The following is a 25,838-nucleotide window of genomic DNA, read 5'->3' on the forward strand; positions in this document are numbered from 1 at the left end:
TTACCCCACGGCCAGCATCGCGTCCGTCAAACCCGCTCGTCGCCCGATGTGCGGTAAAGCAGCGTCAACACCGTCAGCAACAAGCCTACCAGCGCGACCGAGCCGAAAATGTAGAAATTCCACTCTGGAGCCAGCCCCCGTTGCAGGACGAGGCCGCCGATCATGGGGCCGGCAATGCCGCCCAGCCGCCCGACCGCCAGCGAAAAGCCGAGACCGGTGCCGCGAATATGGACGGGATAAAGCCGTCCAACCAGAACATTGGCAAGGATCTGGGTGCCGATCGTTCCGGCACCCGCAAGCGCGACGAAGAGATAGAGCAGCGGCCCCTTGTTCACCGTCAGGGCCCAGATAGAGGCGGCGCCGATGGCAAAGAGCACGGCGACGACCACCTTGACGCTGCCCTTATCGGCAAACCGCCCGCCAATGAGGATGCCGATCGCGGCCCCGACATTGAGCATGATCGAGAAGCTGAGCGCCGAACTGATATCATAACCCATCTTGTTCATGATGGTGGGCAGCCAGTTGACCATACCGAAGGTCAGAAGCAGCGAGCAGAAGTGAATGCCCCAGGCATTCAGCGTCGAAAGCAGCCGGCCTTCCGAAAACAGCGCGCCGACACCACCCTTTTGAATTTTCGCATGCGGTACGATGCGTTGCAGACCGTAGCTGTCGCAAATGCCGTCAGCCTCCGCCTGCCGGCCTTTGCTTGCCAGCCATTCCGGCGATTCGGGCAGAAACCGCATGAACAGCGGCAGAAGAATAAGCGGCAGACCGCCGATCAGCATCAGAGGCCGCCAGCCATAGCTCTCCAGCAGAAGAATACCCATGAGGCCGGAAATGATGCCGCCGAGGAGATAGCCGAGGAAGGATAGGGAATTGGCCTGCGCCCTGCGTTTGGGCGGCGAGAATTCCAGCACCAGCGCCGTGACCGTTGGCAAAAGTGCGCCAAGCCCGAGACCGGCGAAAAAGCGCGTGATTTCGAAAGCGAGAAAATTCGGTGTCATGGCAGAGGCGATCATCATCGCCGAAAATCCGGCAAGGCTGATGAGGACGACCTTGCGGCGGCCGATACGGTCCGCCATGGTGCCGGCAAACAGCGCGCCGAGCAGCATTCCCACCAGCGTCAGCGCCGCAGCGCGACCGACCATGGCAGGATTGAGCGCCCATGCGCCCTCTTTCAGCAGCGCCGGCGCAACCGCGCCGTAAACGACCAGATCGTAGCCGTCAAACATGATCATCAGACCGCATGTCGCGATGACGCCAGCCGGGTTTTTCGTCCGCACTGAGGCGGCGCTCATATAATTCGTGGACATCTTCCTCCCTTTCACGCCTGAACGCGCTATCCGGAATGGATTGCGTCTCCCGTTCTTGGCGATAGCTCCGCGAGTGCCCGGCCTGCTCCACCCTGATATGTGTCCCGCTCCTGTCAAGACACATATCGCCGATATCACCCGTCTTCGATTAAGCATTGCATTTGCAAAAATTGCAAATGCAATATTGATCATTATCAGGTCCCACGACCCGACAGAAATGTCAGCCAGGCTTCAGTCCAGGAAACCTCGACAGTGTCGGTGTCCAGCGCAGAATACGAACGCGCTTATAGACACCGTGAATGACGAATGGATCGGCATCGCTGAAGGCAATCATATCTTCAACGCAACGGGCTTCGGCAATGACGAGTGCGGCGGATGACCCGCCGTTTTCCGCCTGCAAGGGGCCGGATGCCAGAATCCTGAACCCCAAGGGCGCGGTCTCCTCGCTGCGCAAATAGGCCTTGTGAGCGTCCATCTGCATCGTCCGCTGTTCCACGGCGGCGGGGTCGCTTTCGGCAAAACGCACATAGAGTCCTGTCTGGTTGCCGCCGCTCATCGGGCCAGCACGAAGTCGTGGTTCACCGACCAGAACCAGTCGCCGGTGAAACCCAGTTGCCCGGCCTTTTCCGCATCCTCCACCCGCTGGAAATCGGCCAGCAGGCTCTCCTTCACGCCGAACACCGCATCTGAACGGATATAGGGATCATCAGGATCGAAAATATGCGTGACGAGCGTGGTAAACCCTTCTGCCGAAACGATATAATGCAGATGCGCCGGCCGGTAGGGGTGGCGTCCCATGGCCCGCAGCAATCGCCCGACCGGGCCGTCATCCGGGATCGGATAATATTTCGGCTTCGTCGCCCGGAACCAGTAGCGCCCGTCCTCGCCGGTGACGAAAACACCCCGCAGATTGAAATCGGGCTGAATGCCCTTCTGCTGCACGTCGTAAAAACCTTCGTCATTGGCCTGCCAGACATCGATGCGCGCGCCGGCAACCGGTGCACCTTCGGTATCGAGAATACGACCGGTCACGACCATGTCCTCGCCCTTGCCATCGAGGCAGATATTGGCGCCCATCGGCATTTCCGGTGCGTCAGCCACATGGAAAGGCCCGAGAACGGTGGATTCCGACGCGCCGCTCGGCTTGCGATGATTGATCGCGTCAACCAGCATGGAAACGCCGAGGATATCGGAAAACAGGATCCACTCCTGCCGCCATTCATTGCAGATCTGGCCAACCTCGGTGAGAAAATGAATGGCCTTCATCCATTCTTCCTCGGTCGGCTCGATCTCTTTCACCGCCTCGTGCAGCTTGCGGGTAACGACCGCCATGATCTCCTTCAAGCGCGGATCGTCACAGTCGCGCATACGGGCAATCACGGTTTCAGCCGAACGCTCCTCAACGAAATAGCCGTCATCGCTGGTCATCTTCGTATCCGTCATGTCTTCCTCCCATCACTCCGGCCGCGCGCCCTCAAAGGCGCGCTGCAACAGGTCGCGGATCGCGGTTTTTTCGATTGGCCGCGGGCACCAATAGGGATTTGCCGTCGCAAGCTCGGCCATGGGGTCGAGATCGCCCAGCTGCAGCCCAAGAGCGGCGAGGCTCGATGGCGCGCCAAGTCGGGCGGCAAAATCGAAAAGCCCGGCCCCGGCCTTGCCACCGACAAGTGCGGCAAGCGGCGCGAGCAGATCCGGCACCGCCTGTTCCACATAGGCGACGGTGTGCGGCAAAAGCACCGCGTGGGTTTCCGCATGCGGCAGATCGAGACTTCCACCCAGCGTGTGGCAAAGCTTGTGATGCAGCGACATGCCGACGGCGCCTAGCACCGTGCCGCACAGCCATGCGCCATAAAGTGCCGTTTCGCGCGCCGCGATATTCTTTGGCTCGGCCTTCACACGGGCAAGCGCTTCGACCATTGCCCGCAATCCCTCGACTGCCATCAGGCTGGCGATAGGGTTGCGGTCCTGGGCATAAAGCGCCTCGGCCGCATGGGCCATGGCGTTCAGTCCGCTCGTCATGCTGATAGCCACAGGCAGCCCGAGCGTCAGTTCCGCATCGTAGATCACCACTTCAGGCAGGATTTCCGGGCCGCGCATGGTGGTCTTAACCCCATTTTCCGTCTGGCCAAGTATGGGCGTCGCCTCGGAACCGGCATAGGTGGTCGGAATGACGATCTGCGCCGCATCGGTGCGCAACGCAATGGCCTTGCCGAGACCGGTGGTCGAGCCGCCGCCCAGCGCCACGACACAATCCGCATTGGCGGCGCGGTAGTCTTCGACCGCCCTTTTCGTCACCTCAACCGGCGTGTGCATGGCGGCCTCCGAGAAGACACCGACCGCAAGACGACCGAGCCGGGCGGCCAGCACTTCCGCATCACCCTTCTGCTGTGGTGTGGAGAGCACCAGCGCCCGCGACAGGCCAAGGCGGCGGATTTCCTCCGCCACCCCCACTGAGCTGCCCACGCCGAAGACGATGCGGGCAGGAGCTGCCATGTAGACGAAGGGCTGCATGGCTCAGACCCCGTCGAGCTTGAACAGGCGGCGCGCATTGGTGCGGCCGATCTTCACCCGGTCGGCTTCCGCGATGCTCGTGGCGTTGAACCAGTCCGAGGCGTGGTCGATATTTTCAAAGGGCCAGTCGGTGGAGAACAGGATGCGGTCCGCCCCAACCTCAAGAATTGCGTCGATCAAGGTCTGGGTCCGGAAATTACCCGAGGTGGTGATGTGGAAATTCTCGTTGAAATAATCCACGAAACGGCGCTTGGCCGGATAGCGCGGCGGCAGCTTCACCCAGGCATTGCGGTGGTCGATACGCCACATCATGTAGGGCAGCCCCTCGCCCATATGACCGAGAATGATGTTGAGGCGCGGATGTTCGTCAAACAGGCCCGACGCCATGAGGCGCAGCGCGTGTACCGCCGTTTCCTGCGCAAAGGCCCATGTGGGGCCAAGCAGCCAGGGATGGCCGTCATAGATGCGCGAATCCTGCGGCAGCGGATTGCGCGGATGCAGGTAGAACGGCACGTCCAGCTTCTCGACCTCTCCCCAGAAGGGACGATATTGCGGCAGGTCGTAATAAAGCGGCGTCTGGCCATCCCCCTCCTGGCTGAAACCATTGACGAGCGCGCCGACGAAACCGAGGTCGTTGACGCAGCGCCGAAGTTCCTCGGTCGCCGCATCCGGGTCCTGCAAAGGCAGGGCGGCGAAGCCAAGGAAACGATCCGGCCGCTTGGCGCATTCTTCGGCAAGCACGTCATTGGCGCGCCGCGCAATCTCGATCGCCTTCTTTTTATCGGGAATAGCCTGCACAGCCGGCGCATTCAGCGACAGGATCATGGTTTCGATACCATGCGCATCCATCAGCTTCAGGCGCGTATCCTGAATGTCGAGCAGGCGGTGCTGCAGTTCCTTCCAGTAATCGCCGGGTACGAAACCGGCCGAATCCTGAAGTGTTTCAGGAATTGCGAAATGCTCCTCGAGAGCGACCTTGCCTTGCATGTTGTTTCCTCCGAAATCGCTGTTCATGTGCCGCCGGCCAGACGTTCCATACCGGCGGTCAATATTGGCCCTTGGGTTCCAGCCCGAGCATGCTCTGGCCGATCATGGTTCCCACGGCATCCCAGTTCATGCTGATGTGGCGGCCAACCGCATTGGCATCGCGCCAGGCCCGCTGCACGGGATTGGCAAGATCAAGCCCGACGCCGCCGGTGGAGTCGTTCAGCGCCTGCACGGCGCGTAGTGCCAGAGACACCGCAAAGGCCTGCCCACGACGGCTCAAAAGGCGGTCATCCACCGTGAATTCCGCCCGGCCTTCGATCCGGGCCTGTGCCAGCACCTGTGAACGGACAACATCGCGCAGCAGGATTTCGCAGGCGGCATCGACGCTCGCCGCCGCTTCGGCAACGCGCAGCTGAATGGTCGGGAATTCCGCCATACGGTTATTGCCACCGGCCACCGCACCGCGCGTCACCCGGCCGCCGACATGATCGACATAAGCGGCAAGCGCGCCCTTGGCCGCGCCGACGCCGGCCGCCGCAAGACAGGAAGGAATGCCGGTCAGAAGCGGCATGTTGAACAGGCCTTCCTCGGCATAATATTGCCCGCCGGGCGTCTTGCCGCTGGTGGCATCCGGAAAGGTGAGAACCCGATGTTTGGGAACGAAGACATCATCGAGAACCAGTGTCTTGGAGCCCGTGCCGGCCAGCCCCACCACATGCCAGGTATCTTCAATGACATAGTCACTGGCGGGAACGAGAAGGAACGCGGGAACCGGCCTGCCCTCACCCTGCGGCGGCAGAATGGCGGCACAGAGAGACCATTGCGCATTTTCGCAACCCGAGGCGAAGGCCCATTTGCCGCTGAGGCGATAACCGCCCTCAGCCACATCAGCCATTTTCACCGGTGCGTAGGAACCACACAGCAGCGCGTCAGGGTTTTCACCCCAGACATCGGCCTGCGCCTCTTCCGGAAACATCGCCAGCAGCCATTGATGCGCGGAAAGCAGACCGGCAACCCAGCCGGTTGACGCACAGGCGGCCGAAAGCTCGATATTGGCCTCGACCAGCTCAGCGAATTCACCGCCCTTTCCTCCGAAGGCGCTGGGTTTGACGATATCGAAATAACCGATACCACGCAGCGCCTCGATATGGCTGGCGGGCACGCGTCGCGCCTCTTCCGTCTGGCGGGCGCTCGCCCGGAAAAGATCGGCTATCTCGGCAACGCGACCCGTCAGGCGGACACGCGGGGTCGTCTGCGCCGGCTGTGGCGCATGGCTCATATCGTTCATGATTGTCTCCTTCCGGAAGTGACTTGGCCGGGAATTATCTGGCCGGAAATATCAGGCCGGCAAGCCAGCCGGACTTGCGGCGCAATATTGGGCGTTTTCGTAAAGCAGCGGCCGTGTTGTCTCGCTGACGTCAGCCGAAACCACCTGCCCGATGAACACGGTATGCGTTCCATAGGGCATCGCCGCCACCCGGCGGCAGGCGATGGCCGCATGGGCCGTGGGCAAATAAAGGACGCCGTTTTCGTGGCGCTGCCAGTCACCATTACCGAAGCGCTCCTCCGGCGACACCTTGCCGCTGAAAGCATCCGAAAGCGCGGTCTGATCCTGCGTCAGCACGTTGACGATGAAATCCGGTCGGCACAGCAGCAATTCATGCAGCAAGGTGCGGTTGTTCAAGCAAACCAGAAGAGAGGGCGGCTCCATCGAGACCGAAGTGACAGCGGTCACTGTCATGCCGTGCGCTGATCGCCGGAAGCACAGGCAGTAATAACCGTCACGGTTGCCGGAAAACGGCGCATCGTCGTGCGAAAAGTCTGGCCGACGCCTTCCGGTGCAAGGTTGCTCAGGCCGAACAGTGCTGATGTCATGAGATCCTCCCAAATCCTGCATTCCTATTTATTTGCGTTTGCAACATTTGTCAATGCAAATGTTTTTTGTCATTTCAGGCAACGAGACAGCCTCGCATTCCCCGGTCTTCTGGAGCGAAGCTATTGAAACGGATGAATTGTGCCGGTACAGCCGATAGGCACACATCAGCATCTGCGCAGATGGTTCTCAAACGGGGATTTGCTTCGTGTCTTATCAGTTCACCGACTCGGTACCCTACCTGCTCAACTGGGTGGGCGTTCGGCTTGGCGAGCGTTTTTCCCTGCGACTGGCCTCCTATGACATCACTCTGCCGATGTATCGCGTACTGGCGACACTGAGACAGCAGGAGAGCAAGACGCTGACCGAGCTTTCGGACATGGTGTCGGTGGAGATTTCCACGCTGTCCCGGCTGGTGGGACTGATGGTCCGGCGCAACCTCGTCAGCCGCGAGCGACCGGCCGACAATGCCCGCATCGTGCGCATCACGCTGACGGCAAAAGGCAAGGAATTGGCTGACGAACTGATGCCCATCGCCGCCATGTTCGAAAAAACCGCGATCGAGGGTCTCGATCCCAATGAGGTAAAACTTTTCAAAAGCATCCTGCGGCATATCGGCCGCAATATTGCCGGCCTCTGACACCCGCTCCCCGCTCGCCTTACGATCTTTACGTGCAATGTACTTGCAATGACCGGTTCCTATCCCTGCGAAAATCCACCGCAGCTGAAAGGAATTCCCATGTCCGACAGATCGTCATTTGCAGTCCCGGCAGCGATCATCCTCATCGCCGCCGTATCGGCCGTGCTCACCGCCTGCGCCTCGACGGTCATGAAAGGCTATATTGGCGCGCCTATCACCAGCGTTATGCTGGACTACGGACCGCCGGACAATATTTACAGCATGGGTCCTGGCCAGCAGGCTTACCAGTGGCGGAAGAACAAGACACAGGTCGTTGCCGGATCATCCAGCGGTGAAGTGCGGTCGACCCGGCATGGCGAGCGTTACGAAGTGTCGGAGACGCCGGGTTATGTCGAACGCATCAATTGTTTCTATACATTCTACACCCGCAGTTCCGGGAGCGAATGGTATGTGACGAGCTTCCGGCAGCCTTCGCTCGAATGCGAATGATGGTTTCGGGATTTCATATCCCCCGGCCCTGCCCGTTTCGCGCCATGCATTGTTTTACCGCCGCTCCCAAGCTGAAAGCGGCGGTATTCTTTTGAAATCTCCCTGGAATCAGTCATCGGATCGGTCTCAGAAACGATAGTTCAGGCCGGCCTTGATGACATGATCGGTCACATCGGTTTTTGACCGCCCGCTGGAAGTCGTCGTGCTGACATTTCCGGTGCTCACATAATTATACTCAAACTTGGCCGACAGACCGCCGCCAAAGCTCTGTTCCAGACCTGCTCCCAGCAGATAACCCTGTTTCCAGCCATCGGGACCGTTAACGCCATTCGTATCCTTGAATTTCGTCGTGGTCAGGCCGGCTGTGCCGTAAACGAGGGTGCGGTCGAGCGCGACACCGGCCTTCAGCTTGGCTGCACCCCGGAAGCGCTCTCTCAACCGGCCGTTCGGCACGCGTGCTTCATTTCCAAGATAGGAACCTTCCAGTTCCGCACCGACAACACCGGAGCCGAACTGGAAATTATAGCCGGCCTGTACACCACCCGTCAGACCCCGGCCGCTCGCCAGCGGATTGAATTTTGGGGAGGCGATGCCGCCATGGGCACCGACATAAGCCCCGCCCCAGGAAAAGGCCGGCGGATTGGCATAGTCGTATTGCTGCGCGTTATAGTTGGTAAGATCAGCCGAATAGGCACTGGTTGCCACCATGACGGCAGCCGTTACGGTGACAAGCGATTTTGCGATGAACGACATGAATGACTCCAGGTGAAACCGATGCGCCATGCTTTGACGGCTGCAGGGTTTCCGTTCGCGTTGAAGAACCGGAAACCGGCTCCCGTTGATCTCCTGTGCGGATGGGCGCAGCAGATACGGACATTTTCCCCACGAGAATTACGCCTGGATTGCATGAAACGAATTTGTTGAAAAATAATTCAGTAATTTAATATAGTTAAATGAAATTCCTTAACTGAATTGTAAGGAATTTCCCCATGCCGGCGCAGCCTGATGCCTGATATTTTTAGACAGCGGTAACAGCCTTATCTCGCAAAATTATCGATCGAATTTCCAGCCGAACGCCAAAGCCGGGGTCAAGGTCGAGGAACTGAACCCGGCCGCCATGAAGCTCCGCCGCTCTCTGGACCAGGTTGAGACCCAGACCGGCACCGGAAGAGTTCGTATTGATGCGATGGAACGGTTCAAATACCTGCTCCCGTTCCGCAACGGGTATGCCCGGCCCCTCGTCGCAGACATCTATGGTTCCCGCTGCGCCAATCCGGATGACGATTGCACCTTCGCCGCCGCCATGATCGATGGCATTGCGAATGAGGTTGACGACCGCCATCTCGATGATCGAGGTCTGAACCGTGAAGAGAGCCTTTCCTTCGCTTGGTTCGAAATCGAACTCATAACCGGCATCCATCGCAATCGGCGCAAGATCGGTCGCGATACGTTCGACGAGAACGTTCAGATCCTGCTCTTCGGCAGGCAGCTCCACCGCGCCCACCGCCTGCATTTCGAGAAGCTGATGCGCGACGCGGGTAAGCCGGTCGATATCCGCTCGCAGCTGCCGGCTCAGCGCGTCATCGGGCAAAAGATCGGCGCGAATGCGCGCAATCGCGATCGGTGTCCTCAGTTCATGGGCGGCATCGGCCAAAAAGCGGTTGCGGCGATTATAACCCTCGTCCAGTTTCGAGAGCGCAACGTTGAAGGCATCCACCAGCGGAATGATTTCATTGGGCACCTTCGAACGATCGATCCGGGCGGATCGGTTCTCGAAATTGATCGATTGTGCCTGGGCGACCGTTTCCATGAGGCCGCTCAGCGAACGGCCAACCGCACGGGGCGTCACCAGCAATGTCGCAATACCCGTCAGCAGCAGCATGGGCACGACGGCGACAAGGATGATGAAACCGACACCGGGCAGTACTGTCAGCCAGCGAATGGCACCATTGGCATCCTTTTCCAGATCCAGCTGCACATTGATCCAGAGACTGATGCCGTCATTCGGGAAGCCTTTTTCCGTCCCGGCAATGAACTGCAGCCGCCCGGCCGGTGTATCGCGGTTTTCCATGGTGGCCCGGACTGTTTCCCCCGCCTCCAGACGCGCCCTCTCGATGCTCGGGGGAAACACCGCCGCCAGGGCAGGCGCCGGGATATCCCCATATTGCAGGACGATTGCGTCGGCGTCCCGCACCACAAACCAGAGATCAGGATAGCGCTGTTTCAGCGCTTCCAGATCGGGCGTAGCCGACACCTGTGCCCGGCCCTGCCCATCCTTTGTCACGCTTTCCGCAATGATGCGGGCAGCCTCTTCATTGGCACCCTCCAGTCGCGGATCGATGATCCAGATCCAGCCGATGAGAAGGACGACGAAGAGAACGAGAAAAAAAGCCTGCAGGGCGAAAAGGCGCTTCATCAGCCCCCATCGCAGGGATCGGTTGCGCTCTGGCCTCATGTCTTTGCCCGAATGAGATAACCAATGTTGCGCACGGCTCTTATTTCCACCGTCGCTTCGGCCTGCGCCAGCTTCTTGCGAATACGCGAAATATGCGCATCAAGCGCATTGGACTCGATCTCATCGTCGAGCTTATAAACAGACTCGATCAGGCTGGACCGTGTCACGATGCGGTTCGGACGCCGCATCAGGGCTTCCAGTGCCAGATATTCCCGACGCCGCAACTCGAGGATGGAACCGGCAACGCTGACCTCATTGCTCTTCGGATCGATACTGAGATTTCCGAAGCTCGTATATTTGTCTGAAATCGAAGGGCTGCGCCTGTGAAGCGCTCTGAGGCGGGCAAGCAGTTCCTCGATTGCGAAAGGCTTGGCGAGATAATCGTCCGCCCCCGCATCCAGCCCATCGACCCGGTGATCGACGCTTCCAAGCGCCGTCAGAACCAAAATCGGCACGGAATGTTTCCGGCGGCGAAGCGACGATACGAGGCTCAGCCCCTCGCCATCGGGCAGGCGGCGATCCAGAACCAGCACATCGTAGGAGCCATCACGCGCAAGGGCATCGGCATCGCTGATGGTGCTGACATGATCGGCAAGCACATCACGCCGGCGCAGGGCTTCGAGCAGCGCACGCGCCATTTCGGGTTCATCCTCAAGAAGCAGGATTCGCAATGACTTTCCCCCAAAGATGAGCTCTTGCCATCCCCACCACTGTTCGGTGAATGTTGCAGGTAGATTGCAGGCGGCCGACCCTTCTTCTTGTACCACCCCAACCGACATAATCCGACTGGCATCGCAGGTGTTTTGGCGACACCACTTATTGCCGTACCGTGGGTCGTCCGGGCATGCGGTGATCAGCAAACGGGCGTCAGGCCTCGGGGTTTGGCCTGTATCCATGCCTGGCATAAAAGCGGTCAAGCTCACGCTGCTGCGGCACCTCACCGGTGTAGATCGCGATATAGTCCGCAATCCTTCTCATCCGCACTGCCACATCTTCCTCGACCTGCATGGAAATATAACCGATCTGCACGAGATAAGTGGTGCGGGCGCGCACATCCGCCATGTTCTCAGGGTGGCCGAAACGCATGAACATGCGCGAAAGCGCCTCCATTCTCATCTGGTCGGCCTTGCGAACCTCGGCAAGAATATCAGCAGACTGCAACGCCCAGCTTCGCACCGCGAATTCGAATTTGCTGTCGAAAAGCGAGGAATCCAGCCAGCAATCGAAAACATTCAGCATCGCCTCGGCCAGGGTTTCCGCATAGGCCTCCGATTGCCTGAGGATACTTCCCGTATTCTTCTCGCGCCAACGGGATAACAGCGCCGCCAGCAATTCCTCCCGGTCCTTGAAGAACCAGTAGAAGCTGGTGCGTGAGAGATTGAGCTTTTTCGCCAGAGGCAGGATCTTGACGGAATCCACCCCGGATTCCAGCAGTGCCTCGTAGGCGGCCTCAAGCCAACCTTCCTGCGATCCACGCCAACCGGTTTCGTTCAATGTCGCTTCCATGACAATTGCGTAGCAAATCAGTCCCTGCGCGACAAGGCAAAGCGTACACTCTTGTCGAACTCATAAACACTAGTGTTTTCTTAATTGACACATATGTACATTTTCTCTTAGCCTTGTCTCACACCCGTTTTGGAGCAGGCACATGTCGAACGATCCCCTTCTTCAGCCCTATCAGCTCAAGCATCTGACGCTGCGCAACCGCATCATCGTCACCTCCCACGAACCCGCCTACCCTGAAGACGGCATGCCGAAAGGGCGCTACCGCGCCTATACCGTCGAACGGGCCAGGGGCGGCGTGGCGTTGACGATGACGGCGGGCTCTGCCGCCGTGTCGAAAGACAGCCCGCCCGTCTTCAACAATCTCTTGGCCTACAAGGATGAAATCGTTCCGTGGATTCGGGAAATGACCGACGCCGTGCATGAGGCGGGTTCGGCGATCATGATCCAGCTGACGCATCTTGGCCGCCGTACCCGCTGGGACAAGGGCGACTGGCTGCCGGTCCTCGCGCCATCGCATCAACGGGAAGCGGCGCACCGGGCCTTTCCGAAGAAGATCGAGGACTGGGATATTGAGCGCATCATCAAGGATTTTGCCGATGCTGCCGAACGGATGAAAGCGGGCGGCATGGATGGGGTGGAACTGGAAGCCTATGGCCACCTCATCGACCAGTTCGTCTCACCGCTGACCAACGAGCTTGACGGCCCCTATGGCGGCTCGCTTGAAAACCGCATGCGCTTCTGTCTCGACGTCTTCAAGGCGATGCGCCAACGCGTCGGCGACGATTTTATCCTCGGGGTTCGTTATACCGCCGATGAATGTCTCGAGAACGGCACCGGCAAGGCGGAAGGCATCGAAATCTCCAGACGGCTGAAGGAGAGCGGCCTGATCGACTATCTCAACGTCATCAGGGGACATATCGACACCGATCCCGGCCTGACCGACGTCATCCCCATTCAGGGCATGGCGAGCGCACCGCATCTTGATTTCGCAGGCGAAATCCGCACGGCGACCAGCTTCCCCGTCTTCCATGCCGCCAAAATTCAGGATGTCGCCACCGCCCGGCATGCGATTGCCGCCGGCAAGGTCGACATGATCGGCATGACCCGCGCCCACATGACCGATCCGCATATCGTCCGCAAGATCATGGAGAAACGGGAGGAGGACATCCGTCCCTGCGTCGGCGCCAATTATTGTCTTGATCGCATCTATCAGGGCGGCCTCGCCTTCTGCATTCACAATGCGGCAACCGGCCGCGAGGAAACCATGCCGCATGAAATCACCAGGGCTGAGAAAAGCCTGAAGGTGGTGATCGTCGGCGCGGGGCCGGCAGGTCTCGAAGCCGCACGGGTCTGTGCGGAACGTGGCCATACGGTCATGGTCTTCGAGGCCGCCAGCGACGCCGGCGGCCAGGTCCGCCTGACTGCACAGAGCGAACGCCGCCGCGAAATGATCGGCATCATCGACTGGCGCATGAGCCAGTGCGAGAAGCTCGGCGTCATCTTCCATTTCAACAGCTGGGCGGAGGCAGATACGGTTGTCGCCGAAAAACCCGACGTGGTGATTATCGCTACCGGCGGACTGCCACATACCGAGGTGCTTTCGAAGGGCAACGAACTGGTCGTTTCCGCATGGGATATCATTTCCGGAGACGTCAAGCCGGGCGCCAATGTTCTCGTTTATGACGATGCGGGAGACCACAGCGGTCTCCAGGCTGCTGAATTCATCGCCAAGGCGGGCGGCAAGGTCGAGATCATGACCCCGGATCGCTCTTTCGCTCCGGAAGTCATGGCCATGAATCTCGTACCCTATATGCGTTCGCTGCAGAAACACGACACGACATTCACCGTCACCTACCGGCTGGAGGCAGCGGAAAGAAGCGGCAACCAGATCATCGCCCATGTCGGCAGTGATTATGGCGGCGTTTCGAAACAGCGCATCGTCGACCAGATCGTCGTCAATCACGGCACAATCCCGCTGGACGAGCTTTATTTCGAGCTCAAGCCCGGCTCGAAGAACCTCGGCGAAATATCCTATGACGCGCTGATTGCGGGCGCGGCCCAGACCGTCGAGCGTAATCCGGCCGGCACCTACCGGCTGTTCCGGATCGGCGATGCGGTTGCAGCGCGCAACACCCATGCGGCAATCTACGACGCGCTGCGCCTCGCAAAGGACATCTGAGAGAGAGCCGCCCCGTGGCGGCCTCATAACTCAAGCGATACCGCGAACCGCTGACCGAATTGCGAAAACTGCAATCGCCCGCCCAGCCGGTCGATGGCCATCTTGACGATGGCAAGCCCAAGGCCGCTTCCACCGGGTTCCGATCGCGGCGAACGGTAGAAGCGCTGCAGCACCCGTTCCTGTTCGTCCATCGCGATCCCCGCCCCTTCGTCGATGACCACCACGTTGACCTTGCCGTTTGCCAGTTCCGCCCGGCATTCCACCGTTGATCCCTTCGGCGAGTGCTGTACGGCATTTTCCATCACGTTACGGATCGCAAGACGAAGCAGGGACCGATCCGCCTCGATGAGGATCCTATCCGCCTCTTCCGAAAGCTGGCAGGTAATTTCAACCTCGCGTGCTCGCCTGAGCGGCTCCAGCTCCTGTATGACATCGAGGACGAGACGGGGAATGTCGACGCCGGATTTCACCGCCTGCGCTTCGGTGGCGTCGACGGCAGCCAGATCGATAAGCTGTTTTGCCATCCGGCTTGTCCGGTCAACGCTCTGTTCGATGCGCCGCAGCGCCTGTTGCTGCACCTCGGGATCGGTGGAACGCATGGCCACCTGCGCCTGCGTCTTCAGGCCGGCAAGCGGCGTCTTCAATTCATGTGCGGCATAGGTCGTGAACTCGCGTTCCCTTTCCCGCGTCGCCTGAACACGCGCCAGAAGGCTGTTCAGCGCATGGATCATCGGCCGAAGCTCTGATGGCGTTCCCTTGTCGGCAAAGCCGTGGAGTTCAGTCGCGTCGCGCGCTTTCATGCCGTTTGCGAGCTTTTGCAAGGGCGCAAGCCCCCGGGAAACACATAGCCAGATAAGGCCAGCCATCAGCGGCATGATGAAAAGCGCCGGATAAAGAAGCCCCTTGATGACATCGTCAACCAGCCGGTCGCGAACCTCGACACTGTCACCCACCAGAACCCTGACACCGAGGTCGGGCTTCACGACCGCATAAACACGCCATTCGATGCCGTTGATGATCGTATTCTGGAAGCCCGAGGCATGATCCGAAAGGGAAGCATCCGGGGCGCTGTCCGATTTGCTGAGCAGACGGCCGCTGATGGACCAAATCTGGCAGGCGAGCTGGCGTTCGTAGGAGGGTATCGCCGCCGCATCAGCGTCTGCGTCTTCATCATGCGTCGGTGAATGGCCGTCTATCAGGCGGATATCGACCGGGCGATCACCGACGAGGGATCCGACCATTCTTGCCGATTCCACCAGCCGCGCATCGAGAACATGCTCCAGCCGCGCCTTCGTGCTGGTATAGATCCACACGCAGGCCGACAGCCAGACGAGGCCCGTCATCAGCAGGAGGACGGTAAACAATCTTGCCCGGATCGACATCACGCAACCCTCCCGACGCGGTAACCAACGCCGCGCACCGTCTCGATGAAACCGGCGCCCAGTTTGGAACGAAGCTTGTGGATGTGGACCTCAATGGTGTTGCTTTCCACATCTTCCTGCCAGCCATAGAGCTTTTCTTCCAGAACCGGCTTTGAAAAGATCATGCCGGGGTTCTGCATCAGGGCATGGATGATCGCGAATTCACGGCGCGACAGCGCAATGACACTGTCATCCTTCTTCGCCACCATCTTCGCCGGATCGAGCGTCACGCCCAGCGCCGACAGCGTGCCCTCGGAACGGCCCTCGCCGCGGCGGATGATCGCCCGCAGCCGGGCGGCCACCTCATCGAGATCGAAAGGCTTACCCAGATAATCATCTGCGCCGGCATCGAGGCCGCAAATCTTGTCCGTGGTCGCATCCTTGGCGGTGAGCAGGAGGATCGGCACCCGGTTGCGCTCATTGCGGGTGTGGCGCAGAAGATCGAGGCCTGACCCGTCAGGCAACATCACATCAAGGACAACGGCGTCGAAACGGCAATTCTCGAGGGCGATTTTTGCGTCGCCAAGGGTCATGACGGCATCGACGGTGAAGCCGGCAAGCTGCAGTCCGACACGCAGACCATCAAGCAGGACATCATCGTCCTCGACCACCAACAGACGCATTGAGCACTCCATCATTCCGGCACACGGGTATTTTGATGCGCGGAACCTGAAAAACGAACCTTAAGGCTGGCTTAAGCTTCCAGCCGGAAGCCTGCGCCATCCATGGCTTATCCCACAAGGCCTACCCCATAAGGAAAGAGAATGCGTTTCAATTTTTCGTTCGTGCTCCTCGTTGTGCTGTCCATTTGCGGACCGGCGCTCGCGCTCGGTCCACCGATGGACATGGCGGATGCGTTCAAGCTTTCGATAGACCGCACGGGAACAGCGGCCACCTTCCGCTGGCAAGTCGCCGAGGGATATTATCTCTACCGGGAGAGCCTGCAGGCCACCACTGACGACGGAACGAAGCTTGATCTCAGGACGCCGGCCGGCGAGATGAAGGATGATCCCGGCTTCGGCAACACCGAAGTCTATTTCGGGCAAGCCGCCGCCACGCTTGCCGACGCGCCGCAGACGATGAAGCTGACATTTCAGGGATGCCAGGATGGCGGCATCTGCTATCCATTCAGAACGGTCGTCATCGACGGGTTGCGGATCGAAGCGGAGGCGCCATTCGGCATAAGGCCGCAGGATCCACCCGCATTTCAGTCCTTCGCCCTGATCGCGCCGTCCGCGGAACCGGAAAAGGTGGAGCAGTCAGCACCCGCACCCGTACCAGCACCTCTGGCCGAGCCGGGCATGGTGGAGGGTTTCCTTGCCCGGGGCGGCACCGTGCTGCTCCTCGCCTCCTTCATGGGCCTTGGCGTACTCCTCGCATTCACACCCTGCGTGTTTCCCATGTACCCCATCCTCGCGGCCACGCTCGGCCGGCAGGGCGCTTCACTGTCGCCCGGTCGCAGCTTTCTCCTCTCCTCAACCTATGTCGTCGCGCTTGCCGCCGCCTTCAGCCTGTTCGGCATACTGGCCGCATGGCTTGGCCAGAGCTTCCAGATCGCCCTCCAGTCGCCACCGGCCATTCTCATCACCGCCGCCGTCTTTATCATTCTGGCAATCGCCAGTTTCGGCATGGTCGAGGTCCAGCTTCCGGCCGGCCTTCGCGACCGGCTGGCCCGATCGCAGCGTTCGCGCGGCGGATCCTACGGCTCGACTGCCATTCTCGGTTTCAGCTCGGCACTGCTGATCGGCCCCTGCGTAACCGCACCGCTTGCAGGCGCACTTCTCTATATCGCCAAGACCGGCAACCTGCTGCTCGGCGCAGCGGCGCTCTTTGCGCTTGGTATCGGCAAGGGTATTCCGCTCATCCTCATTGGCACCTCCGGCGCGGCATTGCTGCCGCGGGCCGGCGCATGGATGGCACAGATACGCTGGTTGTTCGGCTTCATCTTCCTTGCCACCGCGATCTGGTATATCGACCGGCTCATTCCTCCGCCTGTAACGCTCGCGCTCGCCGCAGCGCTGCTCGTTACCATCGGTGTTTTCTTCGGTGCTCTCGACGCGCTGCCGCAACAGGCCGGCATTGGCCGCCGGCTGATGAAATCGGCCAGCCTTCTTTCCATACTTTATGGGGCGTTTCTCGCTTTCGGCGCGGCAAGCGGCGGCACCAGCATGCTGCAGCCGCTGCAATTCTCCGGCGGCCCGGTCGCCAGCCGCTCCCTGCCCGGCCTGACAAAGGCGAGTTTTGCAACGGTTAGTTCCAATGGGGAACTGAAAGCCGCGGTCGCTGAAGCAGGAAAGCCAAGCCTTGTCTACTTCACCGCGGACTGGTGCGTTTCCTGCCGTGTCATCGAGCGCTCCGTTCTGAGCGATCCGCAGGTCGCAGAAAGCCTCAAGGATACAAACCTCGTCTCCGTCGATCTTTCGGACATGACGCCAGACAAACAGCAATTGATGAAGGACAGCAATGTTATCGGCCCGCCGACCATGCTGTTCTTTGACAGAAAAGGCGCCGAACTCCCCTCCATCCGCATGGTGGGCGAGATTTCGGCCCGTTCACTCATCGATGCGGCAGCGCAAACGCAGCAGGCGCTTGCAAAACCGGCAATCGACAATACCGCAGGAGCCCGCCAATGACCCTTACCCGCCGACAGCTTGTCGCTATGGCCGGCCTTGCCGCCATTGCTCCCCCGTCACTTGTTTTTGCCAGGACAGACCCGACAAGCCAGGAGATGGTGCTGCACGATCCGGAAGCCCCGGTCCTCGGCAATCCGAAAGGCGACGTGACGGTGGTGGAATATTTCGACTACCAGTGCCCCTATTGCAAATCGTCCTACGGCATGGTGCGCGACGTGGTCGAACAGGATGGCAAGGTCAGACTTGTGCTGAAGGACTGGCCGGTCTTCGGCGGCGCATCGGTCATCGCGGCGCAGGCGGTGCTCGCCAGCGCCAAACTCGGCAAATATGAAAAGACGCTCGACGCCATGTTTCACACGCCGAACAAGCTGCAGCAGACCGATGTCGAAAAAGCCCTGAAGAAGGCGGGCCTGACTTTCGACGGTGTCGGCAAGGCCGTTATCGAGCATCAGGCATGGATTTCCGGCCTGCTGGATCGAAACTGGATACAGGCCGCTGCCTTCAAATTCGTCGGCACGCCATCATTTGTGGTGGGAACGACGAGCTTTGCCGGTGTCCTCGACCGCAAAGGCCTGAAGGAAGCAATCGCCAAGGCACGGGGATAGGACGGATACGGCAAAGGGCATCGGCACTGCCACGCCCGGCCAGAATGCTGAAACGATGGTTTCAGTCCGACTGGGGCTGAAACCATCATTATCGGAACGCTACGCCTGTTCACGCGCTCTCTTGAAAAGATCCGTAAAGGCTTCCGCGCTCTGCACCGCGCCGGGAACGAGGAACTTGCCGATGATGAAGGCAGGCGTTCCGGTCAATTGCAGCGACATCGCCTGTTCATGATTGCGCGCAAGCAGATCATCGATCTCCGCCGCTTTCGATTTCATGTCACGCTCGAGACGGGCAAAGTCGATACTCGTCGCACGCACGGTGTCGCGCATCTCGTCGGCCGTCACTTTCGGCGTCTTGATCGCCATCAGTGCATCATGGACGATATGGTAGCCGTCCTGATATTTTGCCGCCAGCGCCAGTCGCGCTCCCTCGACGGAGTCAGGCGTTATGATCGGCCAGTCCTTGTAGACCATCCTGACATCCCCGTCTGCCGAGACCGCGTTGCTCATGGGAACGGCCGTCTTTTTGCACCAGGGGCAATTATAATCAAGAAAGGCGACCATGGTGAGCTTGCCGGCAGGATTACCGGAGACGGGTGCCGCCGGATCACGCAGGATCATCTCGAGCTTCAGACCGTTGGGCGAAGCCGCGGCCGGTGATGCGACGGCCGAGACCACCGAAATCGAGCCGAGGAGAAAGGCACGGCGTCCGAGCCCGGCAAGGGCTGAAACATCCGCACGGTTTCGAACATCATGTGCCATGGTGATGGGCCTTCTTTCTTTTCCGTGTCGATCGTCAGACGCCAAGTTGCTGGCGTTTCGAGGGGTCGGGAATAACCACGATGGTGCTGCCATCCCTCACATTGTTGAAGAGGTCGATGACATCCTGGTTCAGCAGCCGGATGCAGCCGGAGGAAACCGCCTTGCCGATAGAAAAGGCCTCCGGTGTTCCGTGCAGGCGGTAAAGCGTGTCCCTGCCGCCCTGATGAATGTAGAGCGCCCGCGCGCCAAGCGGGTTCTTGAGGCCGGGCGGCATTCCGCCATTGGCGATACTGTAGGGCTGAAGACTGGGCTGCCGCGCCACCATCTCATCCGGCGGCGTCCATTTTGGCCATGCCCGCTTGTAGGCAACCGTCGCCCGGCCGGCCCAGGAGAAGCCATCACGGCCGACGCCAATCCCGTAACGGGTCGCCTTGCCGCCCGGCAGAATGTGATAGAGAAATTTGTTCGGCGTATCGACGATCAGCGTACCCGGCTTTTCGTCGGACGGATAATCGACGACCTGCCGCCAGTAGCGTGGATCCACCTGCTTGATGTTGACCGCCGGGATCGGAAATGTCTCATCGGGAAGCGCCGCATACATTGCCGGCGTGGCCGGCGCAGGCGTCTCGGGCAAGGGTTCGTCGTTCCTCGACAGCGTCGCCGGCTTTGGCGGCTGACCGGACGTGGCGCAACCCGCCAGCAGCCCCGCAAACCCAAGGGCAAGGAGGTTTCTGCGGGTGGTAAATATCGGGATGTCGTGCATTCTGGGCTGTGTCTCCTATTCGGCGACACATAGCCGGCCCGCACCTTAAGCCAGTCTTAAGGGCATCGCCGGCATGGCAATTCGTCCAGATCAGCCGCACCGCGGATCGCCGGCCGGATAAAATGACCACCCCTTGGGGCGGCCATTTCTTCCATGTGTTTGATGCAGTTCACCAGCGGGTCAGGCCAAGCAGCTTTTCACCGCCGAACTGGCGACAGCAGGCCTTTTGCTGGTTCCAAGGTTGGTGCCGCAATCAGCGGATTGGGTATTCCAGATCACTCGGTGCCGCCCCGGCAACATTCAAATGTCGAGATCGACCCAGAGCGCGGCATGGTCGGACGCGGCGTCCTCCTGGCGCTTCACCTCATCATAGCTTTCCCACTTCTTCGGCCGAACACCCGGCCACATGCCCTTGCGGAACACGCCACCGTCCTTGACCTTTGCAAAAAGGGCGGGAGACAGCAGGATATAATCGATCTTGTTGGAGGCCGTGCACCCGCCATAGGTGCCGGGGTAACCGCCATCATCGAAAGCGTCATGCTTGAAGATGTCTTTTAACGAAGTGCCGCCAAGAAGTGGCTCCAGCGGGTCACTTTCGGGGGTATCGTTGAAGTCACCGATAACAGCGACATATTCAACGCCCCGTTCGATCAGTTTCTCGTAGATTTCGGCAATACGTTTTGCTTGGGCCTTCCGCTTGGCATCCGACTTGGCTTTCCCGCCATACCCCTTGCTCTTGAGGTGATTGACCATGACGATAAGCCGTGCGCCGGCGGGCGTGGCAATTTCATATTCCGGGCAATCGCGCGAAAAAATCGCCTCACCGTTCGGTGTGCAATCATCCACATGGCTGTGCATGGCACCGATGGGATAACCCTTGCGGGTCATCATGCCGACATCGATCCCGCGCTCGTCATTGCCGTCGATCACCATCACGTGCCGAAACGGTGTGCCGCCGATCGCCGGCAGTATCTCCCGGTTGAAGGCGGAAAGCACCGGGCGGCTCTCGACTTCAACGATACCGAGCACGTCGGCCTCAAGATCGACCATCGCCCGTGCGGTATTGCGCATGGCGTGCTCATTGACCGGCTCGTCACGCAGTTCCAGCGACCCGACCCAGTCAGCCCGGCCATCGGCAACGACCACCACACCGCCCGTCGTCGGCCGCTTGAGCAGACCGCCACGGTTTCGGCGAAGGATGACGAAAGGCCCCGTATCGGACTGCTCCATACCCAGCTCGACGACGAGCCGGGCGATCGCGACCTTGTCTGCATCACTATATTCGACCTGACCAAGCAATTGGTTCAGTGCGGCGAAACGCTCCAGAACGGGCTTTCCCTCTTCCCAGCTGCCAAGGTTCATCGCTTTGGCACGATCAAAGAGATTCTCAACGTTGTAGACAGCAAGACGCATCTGATCCTCCCCAGGTTGCAAGGATGATGCCAGTTTTACATTTCAAAGACACGACAGTTCGGTCTGACAGAGGAAATTCACGACAGGCACGCCGATGGACAAGATCGTCCTGACATCGGCGGACGGCAAGATGGAAATCAGGTTTCAGCTCGATCCCGCTGAAATCTTTACGATTCCCGCACCACGAAAACCCCGCGGAAGCTTAGGCGTTTCGCCAAGTCCGCGCATTGTCCACGGCACGTGCGAAACGATCATGATCTGCGGCATCAACCGACCCATCGGGCGTGAATATCTCGGTATCGTTTCGCATGGCGGCGACATCGATACCGCACAGCTCCGCCAGACCGAGCGCCGTCAACTCCCGCATGGCCGGCACGCAGATGGTCCGGCCGCTGGCGGCGGCCAGAAAACGAGCGAAATAGCGACTATTCGACAGGCCGCCGTCGATGGAGATCGTGTTATCGATGGGAGTTGCAGGCGGCATCGCATCGATCAATCGAACCGTCAGCATGGCAATACCTTCCAGCAGCGCGCGCACCATGTCGCGCCGCTCAGTGGCATGTTCCATACCGATGAACAGCGGCGCGGCCTGTCTGTCCCAATAGGGTGCCGCAAGGCCCGAAAATGCGGGCACGCATACAAGGCCGCGCCGAATGGCCGATGATCCCTCGAAACCGTCGAGTTCGTCATTATCAGCATATAAGCCGATCTTTCGCGCCCATTCCAGCGCCGCACCGGCATCGTAGACCCCTCCCTCGATGGCGAAAACGGCCGGCGCACCTTGCCTGTGCCAGCCAATAGTTGGCAAAAGTTCCCCCGTCAGCGGGCGCTCGTTACCAGCAACAGCCAGCAGGAAGGCTCCCGTGCCAAAGGTTATCTTGCAATCACCGGGTTTGCGGCAACCATGCCCGTAAAGCGCCGCCTGCTGATCAACGATGGAAACGCGCACGGGCGTTGTCTCGATTGCACCGAAACCGCCATCGACAGGGCCGATGGCGGGCAGGCAATCCAGCGGCACACCGTGAAGCATGCAGAGTTCCGGGCTCCAGCCTCCCTTTGCCAGATCAAGCAGCCCGGTGCGCGACGCCGTCGCAAGATCGGTGCGGAAACAGCCGGCCAGCCGATCCAGAAAAAACGCATCGGTGGTGCCCAGCCGCAACCGCCCGGCCGCCCTTGCCTGCGCCACCGCTGGATTATGCTCGACCAGCCAGGACAGTTTGCTTGCCGAAAAATAGGGATCGAGCGGCAACCCGCAAATCTCTTTCGAACGATCCGCCGCCGATGGCGGCAGAGCGGCAAGAGCATCGGCGGTGCGGGCATCCTGCCAGACGATAACCGGCGACAGCGCCTCACCGCTCTTAGCGTCCCACGCCAGGCAACTCTCGCCCTGATTGGCGATGGCTATGGCATCCACCGGCCCGGCGGCGGCAAGCACCGCGCGGATATTGCGCAACAGTTCTTCGGGGTCATGCTCCACATGACCGGGCGCCGGATAGAACTGCGCATGGCGCAGGCTGGAGACGACCTGTGCCATGCCATCGCCGACCACAAGGCATCGGGTCGATGTCGTTCCCTGATCGATCGCTGCAATGCGCATCAATTTGTCTCTCCAACGTGAAAGGCAATCTGGCTTGCTTCAAACGCAGCGCGGGGAATGGGCACGAGCACACGGCGCTCCGGCAGCCACAGGCCGATCTTGCTCCACACTTCCGCTCCATCGAGATGAAGCGAAAGCCGGCCTTGAACACGTTTGGTAAAGCGCAGCTGAAAGTCGCGAAAAGCTGGTCGGTCAAGCCCTCCCGGACGCACCATGGTCGGTACCACGAGTTTGAGCGGGTCGGCGAAAGTGACGGGTACCACCCGGTCGTTGCGGGGTTCGCGGGCGAGATCGTCGGCAACGGCGGCACCCACGCGGCGGCCTTCGCGAAACGACCAGCCACCCGTTTCCACGGCCCGCAACAGGTTTCCGCTGGCGAAAAAGATGGGGTTGGCCATCCGGCCGTCCTGATCGATCATCGGCCCGGCGCTGCCTGCCGCCACATCGACCGCGGATGCATTCAAAAGCGCCGCCTCCGGCGTGAACCGCCCGGTCAGAAGAACACCATCGCACTTGACAGTAAGGAGACGGCCATCCGCCAGTCGGATGTCAACCTCCTCGACACGGCCGCGCCCGCGAATGTCCATAAGCACGGCACCACAATGAAACGGCACCCCGACCAGTCGCGGAAACCATTGGAAAGGCGACCGCGCCAGCGGTTCCGGCTCAGGCTCGATCATCGCCACCGGCCGCGCGCGATGCGCCAGACAGGTCAGAAGCGCAGAGAACGAAACCAGTTCAGAACCAATGATAAGCGGCCGACGAAAAGGCATGATGCCATGAAAGGCAACATAGGATTGCAGCGCGCCGGTGGTGATCACACCCACCGGCCGGTCGCCCGGCAGAAGCAGCGCCGAGCGTGGTTTTTCCCGTGCGCCGGTGGCCAGCACGATGCGCCGGGCCTTCAAGCTCTCGACACCGCGCGCCGAGGTGACCAGCAATGCGCCATCCTGTCCGAGTTCGACAACGGAATGACCGATGCGGATATCGACACCGGCATCCTGCGCTTCCCTCTCAAGGCGTCTCGCATAGGCCGGGCCGAAATAGATGCGCCCGAATTCGCGCATGCCGAAAGGCGAGTGCGAGCAATGCCGGGGCGCCCCGCCAAGGGTCTGCTCGCGCTCGAGGATCATCACACGCGCGATGCCACGGGCTTTCAGCTCCAGAGCTGCCGCCACGCCCGCCGGGCCGCCGCCAACCACGATGACATCGGCATATGAAGCGTCTTCGCGCTCTTGCTGAAGAAGCTGCGCGGTACTCATCGCTCGTCTCCCGCGCCGGCCGCGAGCGGTACGGCCAGACGGTCGCCCGTCATCGCCGCAAGTCTGGCATTGCAATAAAACCCCTGGCAGCGCCCCATGCCCGCGCGGGTGCGCCGCCGCAGCCCGCCGAAATCGCCCGGAGGCACCGGGCTGGAAAATGTCGCATCGATCTCACGCCGGGTGACGAGTTCGCAATGGCAGATAATTTCGCCATGATCAGCACGCTGCCAGTCCCGCTCGCAGGTTTCAGTCAGGTTGGGCATCGTCACGTCAGGCACCGAGAGAGGCAGGTCAAAGCGGGTACCGAAACCTGCGTGAAGCGTCAACGCATGCTGCGCCAACCCTAGCGCAGCGCTGAGGCCCGTGGAACGCACACCGCCGAGCGTGATCGCCCGGCGGTCCGGCCGCACGGAAATCCGGTAATGTTTCTTTTCAGACGCCGGGCGCAGGCCGGCATAGACGGCGGTCACGGAAATGGAGGCCAGCGCCGGAACGATCTCCGCGCCGCGCTTCAGCAGCGCTTCCAGCGTCGCCGTCTCCACGGTCGCACGCTCGCGATCATCCTGCTCTTCCGCCGTCGGGCCGACAAGAACATTGCCGAAGGCGGTGGGACAGACCACGATGCCCTTGGTTATCTCGGTGGGAACGGGCAGGACGATGCGCGGCACATGCCGGCGGGCGGCCTTATCGAGAACGACGAATTGTCCCTTGCGCGGCATGATGGTGAATTCGGAGACAAGACCCAGCCGCGCATCGACGATATCGCCAAACAACCCTGCGGCATTGACAATGCTTGCGGCTAGGATCGGACCCGCCGTTGTCTCGATCCGCCACGCGCCATCGAACGAACCGGAGAGGACTTCGGCATTGCGCACCAGTTGCGCCCCCAAACCCACCGCCTGCGTGAGATAGCCAAGCGGAGCGGACCACGGATCGATGATGTGTTCACCCGAAACTTCGAGCGCGGCGGTGAGATGGCCGGACAGGCCGGGCATGGTTTCGCGGGCCTGCCGGGCCGTGAGCAGGCCGAGTTCGGCAATACCGTTGCGCCGCCCCTGCTCGGCAATCGCCCCCAGTCTCTCCGCCTCATCCGGATTCCAGGCGCAGACAAGTGCACCGGTCTCGACAAGGCTGAGGCCCATCCGCCCGTGGATAGACAGATATTCCGCCCGACCCGCCTTTACCAGCTCCAGCTCCAGACTGCCTTCCGGCGCATCGAAGCCGGTATGGAGAATGGCGCTGTTGGCCTTCGAAGCCCCGGAGAGAATATCAGCGCCCTTCTCGATGACGACCACCTTCGCACCAGCCAGAGCGAAACGACGGGCGACCGCACAGCCGACAACTCCGGCACCGATGACGGCAACGTCGAATTCCGTGGAGAGGCTCTGGACCATTGGCTTCCCTTACCTTCGTGGTTCAAAAACGAAAT

At 60.4% G+C, this 25,838-nt stretch carries 23 protein-coding genes and 1 pseudogene; 5 read left to right on the top strand and 19 right to left on the bottom strand.

Features of this window, described 5'->3' with window-relative positions:
* Positions 1-26: 26 nt before the first annotated feature.
* The 7 genes and pseudogenes from AKG12_RS06885 to graD all read right to left on the bottom strand — a co-directional run bounded on the left by AKG12_RS06885 (position 27) and on the right by graD (position 6,686).
* Positions 27-1,313 carry an MFS transporter gene (locus AKG12_RS06885; RefSeq protein WP_052818277.1) on the bottom strand — a complete coding sequence of 429 codons (1,287 nt, stop codon included), beginning with the start codon at positions 1,311-1,313 and terminating at the stop codon, positions 27-29.
* A gap of 220 nt (positions 1,314-1,533) precedes the next feature.
* Positions 1,534-1,869 carry a YciI family protein gene (locus AKG12_RS06890; protein WP_052818278.1) on the bottom strand — a complete coding sequence of 112 codons (336 nt, stop codon included), beginning with the start codon at positions 1,867-1,869 and terminating at the stop codon, positions 1,534-1,536.
* Entirely contained in the window at positions 1,866-2,756 is an 891-nt protein-coding gene (graB, locus tag AKG12_RS06895) for a hydroxyquinol 1,2-dioxygenase (RefSeq protein WP_052818279.1), read from the bottom strand. The genes AKG12_RS06890 and graB overlap by 4 nt, the downstream gene beginning before the upstream one ends.
* Positions 2,757-2,768: 12 nt before the next feature.
* Complete coding sequence (locus AKG12_RS06900) at positions 2,769-3,824, bottom strand: maleylacetate reductase (protein WP_046801576.1); 1,056 nt, start codon at positions 3,822-3,824, stop codon at positions 2,769-2,771.
* Positions 3,825-3,827: 3 nt separating this feature from the next.
* Complete coding sequence (gene tsdA / locus AKG12_RS06905) at positions 3,828-4,811, bottom strand: gamma-resorcylate decarboxylase (protein WP_052818280.1); 984 nt, start codon at positions 4,809-4,811, stop codon at positions 3,828-3,830.
* Positions 4,812-4,869: 58 nt separating this feature from the next.
* Complete coding sequence (gene graA, locus AKG12_RS06910; protein ID WP_046801577.1) at positions 4,870-6,099, bottom strand: FADH(2)-dependent resorcinol hydroxylase oxygenase component; 1,230 nt, start codon at positions 6,097-6,099, stop codon at positions 4,870-4,872.
* Between the two features lie 51 nt (positions 6,100-6,150).
* Positions 6,151-6,686: pseudogene (gene graD / locus AKG12_RS06915) on the bottom strand (FADH(2)-dependent resorcinol hydroxylase reductase component).
* 206 nt (positions 6,687-6,892) lie between these two features.
* Here graD and AKG12_RS06920 point away from each other — a divergent pair.
* Positions 6,893-7,324, top strand: a complete 432-nt coding sequence (locus tag AKG12_RS06920; RefSeq protein ID WP_046801579.1) for a MarR family winged helix-turn-helix transcriptional regulator — start codon at positions 6,893-6,895, stop codon at positions 7,322-7,324.
* Positions 7,325-7,423: 99 nt separating this feature from the next.
* Positions 7,424-7,813, top strand: a complete 390-nt coding sequence (locus tag AKG12_RS06925) for a hypothetical protein (RefSeq protein WP_046801614.1) — start codon at positions 7,424-7,426, stop codon at positions 7,811-7,813.
* Positions 7,814-7,939: 126 nt separating this feature from the next.
* On the opposite strand, the gene AKG12_RS06930 is transcribed toward AKG12_RS06925, so the two are convergent.
* From AKG12_RS06930 to AKG12_RS06945, 4 genes are all read right to left on the bottom strand, one after another.
* Positions 7,940-8,566, bottom strand: a complete 627-nt coding sequence (locus AKG12_RS06930) for an outer membrane protein (RefSeq protein ID WP_046801615.1) — start codon at positions 8,564-8,566, stop codon at positions 7,940-7,942.
* A gap of 265 nt (positions 8,567-8,831) precedes the next feature.
* Positions 8,832-10,229, bottom strand: coding sequence for a sensor histidine kinase (locus AKG12_RS06935; RefSeq protein ID WP_197283302.1), 1,398 nt, complete (start codon positions 10,227-10,229; stop codon positions 8,832-8,834).
* Between the two features lie 35 nt (positions 10,230-10,264).
* Positions 10,265-10,939 (bottom strand): response regulator transcription factor, encoded by a 675-nt coding sequence (locus tag AKG12_RS06940; protein ID WP_052818282.1) that lies wholly within the window; start codon positions 10,937-10,939, stop codon positions 10,265-10,267.
* 196 nt (positions 10,940-11,135) lie between these two features.
* Positions 11,136-11,774, bottom strand: a complete 639-nt coding sequence (locus tag AKG12_RS06945; protein ID WP_046801582.1) for a TetR/AcrR family transcriptional regulator — start codon at positions 11,772-11,774, stop codon at positions 11,136-11,138.
* Between the two features lie 142 nt (positions 11,775-11,916).
* Here AKG12_RS06945 and AKG12_RS06950 point away from each other — a divergent pair, with 142 nt between their 5' ends.
* The gene (locus AKG12_RS06950) at positions 11,917-13,953 is read left to right on the top strand and encodes an NADH:flavin oxidoreductase (RefSeq protein ID WP_052818283.1); all 2,037 of its coding nucleotides are present in this window, start codon (positions 11,917-11,919) and stop codon (positions 13,951-13,953) included.
* 23 nt (positions 13,954-13,976) lie between these two features.
* Here the strand turns inward: AKG12_RS06950 and AKG12_RS06955 are convergent, their stop codons facing one another.
* Complete coding sequence (locus tag AKG12_RS06955; protein ID WP_052818284.1) at positions 13,977-15,335, bottom strand: ATP-binding protein; 1,359 nt, start codon at positions 15,333-15,335, stop codon at positions 13,977-13,979.
* Positions 15,335-15,997: a response regulator transcription factor gene (locus AKG12_RS06960; protein WP_046801585.1), complete on the bottom strand. Its 663-nt coding sequence runs from the start codon at positions 15,995-15,997 to the stop codon at positions 15,335-15,337. The genes AKG12_RS06955 and AKG12_RS06960 overlap by 1 nt, the downstream gene beginning before the upstream one ends.
* 141 nt (positions 15,998-16,138) lie before the next feature.
* Here AKG12_RS06960 and dsbD point away from each other — a divergent pair, with 141 nt between their 5' ends.
* Both dsbD and AKG12_RS06970 read left to right on the top strand, forming a co-directional pair.
* The gene (dsbD, locus tag AKG12_RS06965; RefSeq protein WP_052818285.1) at positions 16,139-18,007 is read left to right on the top strand and encodes a protein-disulfide reductase DsbD; all 1,869 of its coding nucleotides are present in this window, start codon (positions 16,139-16,141) and stop codon (positions 18,005-18,007) included.
* On the top strand, positions 18,004-18,612 hold the full coding sequence (locus AKG12_RS06970; RefSeq protein ID WP_046801587.1) for a DsbA family protein: 609 nt from the start codon (positions 18,004-18,006) through the stop codon (positions 18,610-18,612). Before dsbD ends, AKG12_RS06970 begins: the two co-directional genes overlap by 4 nt.
* Positions 18,613-18,711: 99 nt before the next feature.
* Here the strand turns inward: AKG12_RS06970 and AKG12_RS06975 are convergent, their stop codons facing one another.
* The 6 genes from AKG12_RS06975 to AKG12_RS07000 all read right to left on the bottom strand — a co-directional run bounded on the left by AKG12_RS06975 (position 18,712) and on the right by AKG12_RS07000 (position 25,803).
* The gene (locus AKG12_RS06975) at positions 18,712-19,374 is read right to left on the bottom strand and encodes a DsbA family protein (RefSeq protein ID WP_052818286.1); all 663 of its coding nucleotides are present in this window, start codon (positions 19,372-19,374) and stop codon (positions 18,712-18,714) included.
* A gap of 34 nt (positions 19,375-19,408) precedes the next feature.
* Positions 19,409-20,137 (bottom strand): L,D-transpeptidase, encoded by a 729-nt coding sequence (locus AKG12_RS06980; protein WP_082178726.1) that lies wholly within the window; start codon positions 20,135-20,137, stop codon positions 19,409-19,411.
* A gap of 300 nt (positions 20,138-20,437) precedes the next feature.
* Entirely contained in the window at positions 20,438-21,550 is a 1,113-nt protein-coding gene (locus AKG12_RS06985; protein ID WP_052818287.1) for an endonuclease/exonuclease/phosphatase family protein, read from the bottom strand.
* A gap of 202 nt (positions 21,551-21,752) precedes the next feature.
* Positions 21,753-23,147 carry an FGGY family carbohydrate kinase gene (locus tag AKG12_RS06990; protein WP_052818288.1) on the bottom strand — a complete coding sequence of 465 codons (1,395 nt, stop codon included), beginning with the start codon at positions 23,145-23,147 and terminating at the stop codon, positions 21,753-21,755.
* On the bottom strand, positions 23,147-24,409 hold the full coding sequence (locus AKG12_RS06995; RefSeq protein ID WP_052818289.1) for an FAD-dependent oxidoreductase: 1,263 nt from the start codon (positions 24,407-24,409) through the stop codon (positions 23,147-23,149). Before AKG12_RS06995 ends, AKG12_RS06990 begins: the two co-directional genes overlap by 1 nt.
* Entirely contained in the window at positions 24,406-25,803 is a 1,398-nt protein-coding gene (locus tag AKG12_RS07000; RefSeq protein WP_052818290.1) for an NAD(P)/FAD-dependent oxidoreductase, read from the bottom strand. Before AKG12_RS07000 ends, AKG12_RS06995 begins: the two co-directional genes overlap by 4 nt.
* Between the last annotated feature and the right edge of the window lie 35 nt (positions 25,804-25,838).

The sequence above is a fragment of the Agrobacterium sp. SUL3 genome (genome assembly GCF_001263295.1).
GTDB classification, from domain to species: domain Bacteria; phylum Pseudomonadota; class Alphaproteobacteria; order Rhizobiales; family Rhizobiaceae; genus Agrobacterium; species Agrobacterium tomkonis.